This is a genomic window from Acinetobacter sp. NBRC 100985, from assembly GCF_000241225.1.
Lineage (GTDB): Bacteria > Pseudomonadota > Gammaproteobacteria > Pseudomonadales > Moraxellaceae > Acinetobacter > Acinetobacter venetianus.
In genome coordinates this window covers 20913-27807 of record NZ_BAEB01000047.1, presented here as the reverse complement: position 1 = coordinate 27807, position 6895 = coordinate 20913, and the positions used below count along the sequence as shown (strand labels likewise).

The 6895-nt window shown below is 38.8% G+C and carries 7 protein-coding genes; 2 read left to right on the top strand and 5 right to left on the bottom strand.

Features of this window, described 5'->3' with window-relative positions; translation table 11 throughout:
* Positions 1-39 precede the first annotated feature (39 nt).
* Positions 40-1386 (bottom strand): NADP-specific glutamate dehydrogenase, encoded by a 1347-nt coding sequence (gdhA, locus tag ACT4_RS15335; RefSeq protein ID WP_007483680.1) that lies wholly within the window; start codon positions 1384-1386, stop codon positions 40-42.
* Positions 1387-1733: 347 nt separating this feature from the next.
* Complete coding sequence (locus ACT4_RS15330) at positions 1734-2930, bottom strand: hypothetical protein (protein ID WP_007483679.1); 1197 nt, start codon at positions 2928-2930, stop codon at positions 1734-1736.
* 159 nt (positions 2931-3089) lie between these two features.
* On the opposite strand from ACT4_RS15330, the gene ACT4_RS15325 reads away from it, so the two are divergent.
* Entirely contained in the window at positions 3090-3881 is a 792-nt protein-coding gene (locus tag ACT4_RS15325; RefSeq protein WP_007483678.1) for an RnfABCDGE type electron transport complex subunit B, read from the top strand.
* Between the two features lies 1 nt (position 3882).
* Positions 3883-4569, top strand: a complete 687-nt coding sequence (nth, locus tag ACT4_RS15320; RefSeq protein WP_007483676.1) for an endonuclease III — start codon at positions 3883-3885, stop codon at positions 4567-4569.
* Here the strand turns inward: nth and ACT4_RS15315 are convergent.
* The 3 genes from ACT4_RS15315 to ACT4_RS15305 form a co-directional block, all read right to left on the bottom strand.
* The gene (locus tag ACT4_RS15315; RefSeq protein ID WP_007483675.1) at positions 4566-4748 is read right to left on the bottom strand and encodes a hypothetical protein; all 183 of its coding nucleotides are present in this window, start codon (positions 4746-4748) and stop codon (positions 4566-4568) included. The genes nth and ACT4_RS15315 overlap by 4 nt on opposite strands.
* A gap of 60 nt (positions 4749-4808) precedes the next feature.
* Complete coding sequence (gene adk, locus ACT4_RS15310) at positions 4809-5462, bottom strand: adenylate kinase (protein WP_004880892.1); 654 nt, start codon at positions 5460-5462, stop codon at positions 4809-4811.
* Positions 5463-5544: 82 nt separating this feature from the next.
* Positions 5545-6858, bottom strand: coding sequence for a hypothetical protein (locus ACT4_RS15305; protein ID WP_007483672.1), 1314 nt, complete (start codon positions 6856-6858; stop codon positions 5545-5547).
* Between the last annotated feature and the right edge of the window lie 37 nt (positions 6859-6895).

Here is a 6895-nt window from a genome sequence, read left to right as displayed (position 1 = left end):
GGAAAGCCTTATTTATTAAACAGGGTTTGAGAGGGGTTCTTAATAAATGCCCTGCCCCAATATCGCATCTGCAACTTTAACAAAACCAGCTATGTTCGCACCATCAACATAATTGATTGTGCCATCTTCTTGCGTACCATACTTGACACAGTTTCGATGAATCTCTTTCATAATCGCATGTAAACGCTCATCGACCTGCTCGAAAGACCAACCTAAGCGATTCGCATTTTGGGACATCTCTAAACCAGATGTCGCGACACCGCCTGCATTTGATGCTTTACCTGGTGCATATAAAATCTTCGCCTCAACGAATTTTTCAACGGCTTCAAGTGTAGATGGCATGTTTGCTCCTTCAGCTACGCAGATCACACCATTAGCAAGTAATGCTGCTGCATCCTCACCATTTAATTCATTCTGAGTGGCACATGGCAAAGCAATATCAACAGGAATATGCCACGGTGTTTGTCCTTCGAAATATTCAAATCCGTGTTTCGAAGCAAACTCTGAAATACGTCCACGTTTGACATTTTTCAGCTCCATCACCTCATCTAAAAGTTCTTTACTGAAGCCATTTTTCAAATACACAGTACCATTTGAGTCAGAGAGAGTCACAACTTTTGCACCGAGGAACATCGCTTTTTCTGCTGCGAACTGCGCCACATTTCCTGAGCCAGAAACTGAAACTATTTTACCTACGAAATTATCACCACGCGTTTTCAACATTTCTTCAGCGAAATAAACCGTACCATAACCCGTTGCTTCAGGACGAGCGAGAGAACCACCAAATGAAATACCCTTACCTGTAAACACACATGAGGTGTCATTGCTTAGTTTTTTCATCATGCCCGTCATATAACCGACTTCGCGTCCACCAACACCAATATCTCCTGCTGGAATATCCGTATTTGAACCCAAATGACGATATAACTCGAACATCAATGCTTGGCAAAAACGCATGATCTCAGCTTCAGACTTACCCTTTGGATCAAAGTCAGAACCGCCTTTACCACCACCCATCGGTAAAGTAGTTAACGCATTTTTAAAGGTTTGTTCAAAACCTAAAAATTTTAAAATTGATAAATTCACAGATGGATGAAAACGCATACCACCTTTATATGGGCCAATTGCTGAGTTATATTGCACGCGGAATCCACGATTGACATGGACTTGCCCTCGATCATCCATCCAAGATACGCGGAACTGAATCACTCGTTCGGGTTCAATCAGTCGTTCTAAAAGACCATGTTCAGCATATTTTGGATTTTTCTGTATAAATGGCCACAAGCTTGTCATTACTTCTTCAACAGCTTGTAGAAATTCAGGTTGATGTGGATCTCTTGCTTCAACATAAGCTAAGAAGTCACTTAAACTGCTGTATTTCAACACTCACCCCCGACACAATGATTCATTATGGTGCTAAAAATGCACCAAAAAGAATATCTCACAAATTAGAGATACTTTGCTATTAGGCATGAGTATAGTTTTTCTTATTTTTAAAATTTATTTATATTTATCAGTAAAATATTTAAATAAATATTCATTATTTATATTATAAATACCAAATTAAAAACTATAAAATTCAAATTAAATTATTAAATGGCACCAAAAAAACCAAAAATAGCACTATTATTAATCAAAAAAGAGAGGATAAATGACAATTCTAGGCTCAATAGCTTGAGGAGTTTTGCCTAGCATTTTCAAAACAATGTCTCTGTTTTTAATTACGTCTCACTTTAGCTTTCAAAAGGCTGTCCAAACAATACAACCAATAAACACAGGATTCCAACGCACAGTGAAAACACAAACTTAGCTTTAGCTATTCGGAAATGTACCCACATTGAACTCAAACATTGAAAAAAGTAATACAGTGCAAAACCTTTAGATGCAAAGCTAATAATTTCAAAAATATCGAATGACCAAACTAAAACAATGCACGCAGCAGCAATGAAAACATAAGCAACTTTTACAGATACCCTTTGTTGCGAGACTTCATTAACTAGTCCCCCATTTCCAGCAAAATCTGCTAATGCAGCACTGAGTTGGCTCGTTACCGCAGCAATAAATAGGAAAATAGGTGCACCCCAAAACACATACTTTGCAATATCAATCACAGAGGTATCTGAGATTTCACCACTAAGCGGATGTAATTGGAAAACCAGACTAAACAATAGAATGAAAATGATATAAATGCCTGTACTCAATAACTGCGCATTGCGCATACTTTTCACTCTAATTTCTGCTGAATACTCTTTTCCTAGATAACGACTGGTTTCAAATCCCTGAATCATAATGAGTAAACCCATAATGATTGGAATATGCTTCATATCAAAGCTTGAAGGAACATAACTGGGAGCTGGATGATCTAAATTAAAAAACAACAAAGCACATAGAAAAACAGTAATAATGCTCAACTTAATATTTACAGCAAAAATCTCAATTTTTTCGAGTATTTTAAAACCTCGGAAATAACCAAAGAATGCCATTAACAGTAGAACCACTGTCGTGATGATCTGTGTTGTTCCTGAAAACTGAATGGAAAAAATTCTGACAATAAATGATGAAAACAAATACAAATAATAAGTGACTGAAAGTACATACGCTGCGGTTAACGCAATGTCACTTAAACGCTCAATCTGCAATAAGTGACGATCTTGTTGAGCAGCTAAGTTAGGCTCAACGTGCTGAATATTCCAACGAATAATTTGACCAATTGAGTACGCAAATACGCATAAAGTCACCATCACATAAATCGCATAATGACCACTTAAATCATTCAATAAAGGTGCTGCGATCAGAAAACCACTACCAATGATTGATGCCAATGGCGTTACTGTTGCACGCCACACAGGTTTATTTCTTATTTTTGGATGAGACAACACCCATACTATAAGTATGGCTAATACACCCCAAATTATTGTTACGATTGGCATAAAAATACGCTTTACGACACTTTAATATTATTCAACTCCATTCTAATCAAGAAATCTTAAAGCTGTATAGAAATCAAATCTAATCAACTGAGAAAGTTATCTTGACCCTATGCTGTTTTTTCTTCATCATCGCTGTCGTTTTAACAAGTTGTTGGTTCTATGGACGCCTCTATCGCACTCATTCGTGAAATTGATGCATTACTTCCGCAAACACAATGTGGTTTGTGCGGGCACCGTGATGGATGCTTGCCGTATGCAAAATCGATTGCTGAAGGCGAGGAAGCGAATAAATGTGTTCCGGGTGGACAACCTGTGGCTGACGCATTGGCAACACTTTTAAAACGCCCTGTATTGATCGCTGAACCAAGTGTTTGGGATATTCAATCAGATGGACGTCCGCAGCAAATGAAAGCGGTAATCCGTGAAAATGAATGCATTGGCTGTACTAAATGTATTAGCGCCTGCCCTGTTGATGCAATTATTGGCAGTGGTAAGCTCATGCATACCATTTTGACCGACCTGTGTACAGGTTGTGAACTTTGCATTCCACCATGTCCAGTTGACTGTATTGATCTAGTTGAGGATACAGCTCCAGTTGCTAACGACGAGCAGCGGATCAAAGTACAAGATGATCTCAGACATCGCTACTATGCACATATTCAACGTGAAGAAAAACATAGAATTCATCGTAAAGGCCCGATTGTACGTGCTGAAATTGATGCTGCATTTTTTGCGAAATTCTCTCAAGCACTCAATAACGTCCCAGCAATTACCTTGACTGAAAAAGTGGTTGAAACACCAGCTTTGGATGCAAAGACCACGATTGAGTTAGCAAAACTGCGTACACAGATCAAAAAGTTGGAAAAGCAGCTCAGCTTACGTGCAGATGAGAAAAAACAGCTGCAACTAAGTGAATTACAACAACGCTTAAACGAATTGCTGGAGGGTTAACATGTCAACTAAAAATATGACCAAAAAGCAAATTCAAATCTTTTTTGAACGATTGCGTGAACAACGACCAAATCCTAAAACAGAATTAAACTACACATCTCCATTTGAATTGCTCATCGCAGTGATGCTTTCTGCTCAGGCAACAGATGTCAGTGTCAATAAAGCCACCGATAAACTTTATCCAATTGCCAATACAGCACAAAGCATTCTCAATTTGGGCGTGGATGGCTTAAAAGAATATATAAAAACCATTGGCTTATATAATTCCAAAGCGGAAAATGTGATTAAAACCTGCCGTATCTTGGTTGAACAGTATCAAGGACAAGTGCCTGAAACACGTAAAGAACTTGAAGCATTGCCGGGGGTGGGACGAAAAACTGCCAATGTTGTGCTCAATACTGCATTTGGCCAGCCGACCATGGCAGTGGATACGCATATTTTCCGTGTTGGTAATCGCACAGGTTTAGCAGTAGGAAAAAATGTTCTCGAAGTTGAACATCGTTTAGTTAAAGTGATTCCCAAAGAATTTATTATTGATTCACATCATTGGCTAATCTTGCATGGACGCTATTGCTGTATCGCACGTAAACCCAAATGTGGCGAATGTATTGTCTCAGATGTCTGTAATTGGCCAGATCGTTTTGAGTTTGGTGCGGCTAAAATGATTAAAACAAAAAACCTCAGTTAGTCCTGAGGTTTTTTTTGCTGTTGTAACTTAGGATGGAGTTGGCGAGCTTTACCATACTTCTTATTTTCTAATGCTTGCTGTTTTTGCACATGACGTAGCATTTTTTGGCTTTGGTATAATAAAAATAGCAGCAAAATAAAACTTAAAATCACCGCGATGATCAGCACAACTTTTAACATTTGCTTTCTCCAAAATAAAAAGAGCCCTTGTCAGAGCTCCTTATTAATCTACAACTTAGATTATTTATCTAAAATTGCAAATAAATCTTTTTGAACTTCATCAATCGCACGTAAGCCATTTAACTTATCGTAAGTTGGCGCATTTTCACCAGAAGCAGCACGACCTTGGTAGAATCCAACAAGTTGCTCAGTTTCGCTATGATAAGAACCTAAACGCTTACGGATTGTTTCTTCTTGATCATCAGGACGTTGTACAAGCTCTTCACCAGTCTCGTCATCTTTACCTTCCACTTTTGGTGGATTATAAACGATGTGATATACGCGACCAGATGCTGGATGTTGACGACGACCAGACAAACGTTGAACGATCTCTTCATCAGGAACATCAATTTCAATCACGTGATCAATTGAAATACCAGCTGATTCTAATGCTTCAGCTTGTGGAATCGTACGAGGGAAACCGTCAAAGATACAACCGTTTACGCAGTCTGGTTGAGCAATACGCTCTTTAACCAAACCGATAATTAATTCGTCTGATACTAAACCACCTGACTCCATAACGCTTTTCGCTTTTAAGCCAAGATCAGTACCTTCACGAATTGCAGCACGGAGCATATCACCGGTTGAAATTTGTGGGATATTGTAGCGCTTACAGATCAACTGAGCTTGAGTACCTTTGCCTGCCCCAGGTGGTCCGAGTAAAATAATGCGCATAAAGAACATCCTCATTTAAAAACAATAAATCTTTAATTGAGCAATATCATACAGACTTATTGCCCAACCAACATCAAATTAATTATAAGAAAGCTACAAATAAGTGGATTAAACCTGCAAAAAAGCCAGTTACCCCACCTAGTACAATTAAAATCCACTCATCCTCTTGGAACGCTGGTCGTAATAGATTTTGGAACTCTTTCGGTGTCAGTTCACGGATACGGTCTCTAAACATTTGAAAGATCTTTTGCGCACGACTAGCATTCAAGGCTGGGTCACATACTGGCCCCATAGTAATTTCAATTGAACGATCAATCAAGTCGGTCTTGAGTCTAGCATATTCTCTAGGACCCAATGATAGCTGCAATGATGTTCTAACCAGTGGAGTTTCCATAATTTCATTAATATGGCGCTTGACAATACGACGGGTTTTATCTTTTTTGCTGCCGTACATCATCTCAGTCATAATCGACTTCAATGTGATTAAGTCCTCTGTTACCACACTCGCGAATACATCTGAAACCTCTTCCTGACGCTTCATAAAAGCGCCTTGTACATTGTAAGTACCGATCTTTAGAACAGGTACAATCCAAGGGAATTTACGGTCTTTGGTTAAGCGGAATATTTGTGGATAACGGATATAATGCGGCTCGATTGGGTTAAATACCATCCAAATTGCAATCCAGTTGGTCAAGAAACCCCAAATGGATGCCCAAAATGGAACGGTCCAATGCCAAGGCACTACAAACCATACAATCATTTGGAAAACACCAAAGAACATCCCAATCAATGCACTGATATGCCAAATAAAGTTAATTTCTTTTTGTCCAACTTTGAGGAACATTCGCACCATTAAACGGCGATCACCTTCCATTTGGCGAACAACCATTTCACGCATATCGACAAGTGACTCGACGTTCATGGTCAGCTCAGTCACAAGTTCTCTTAATGTATTTGGGAGTTGTTTATGTGCTTGAGCATAAATGCGGCGTTTAATCGAATAGGGTAAATTTTCCCATAGCACTGCATTACGGTCGATCATAACTTCATCAATTAAGTGCTCAAGTTCAAAACCAACTTGTTCACCAATGATCATCGCCATATCTTCTGGGTCCATTGCTTCTAAAAACTCTCGCAATGAACCAAGTTTAGTTAATGTATTGTCAGTAATGATGCCTGAAATACGTCCAGCTTTACGTGGAACAATCCCTTGCCAACCTACAGGTAATGATCCTAAATGGAATCCCCAAAAGTTAATTGGGTAAAACACCATTTTTAAAGCCATCCACACGTGAGCCCAAGTTACAAAGGCTGTCACAGGAATAATACTTAAGACCGCCAGATGGTCTGGTCGATTTAAAAAAATCTGCCACAATTCATTGACGTAATCAAACATGCATGACTCTCAAAATTATTAATACATTATGGCTAAC

Coding starts and splice junctions, on each gene's coding strand:
- adk (WP_004880892.1), bottom strand. CDS start 5,462: ATGCGCATTATTTTACTCGGACCACCTGGGGCAGGCAAAGGTACTCAA.
- ACT4_RS15305 (WP_007483672.1), bottom strand. CDS start 6,858: ATGTTTGATTACGTCAATGAATTGTGGCAGATTTTTTTAAATCGACCA.
- ACT4_RS15330 (WP_007483679.1), bottom strand. CDS start 2,930: ATGCCAATCGTAACAATAATTTGGGGTGTATTAGCCATACTTATAGTA.
- ACT4_RS15325 (WP_007483678.1), top strand. CDS start 3,090: ATGGACGCCTCTATCGCACTCATTCGTGAAATTGATGCATTACTTCCG.
- ACT4_RS15315 (WP_007483675.1), bottom strand. CDS start 4,748: ATGTTAAAAGTTGTGCTGATCATCGCGGTGATTTTAAGTTTTATTTTG.
- nth (WP_007483676.1), top strand. CDS start 3,883: ATGTCAACTAAAAATATGACCAAAAAGCAAATTCAAATCTTTTTTGAA.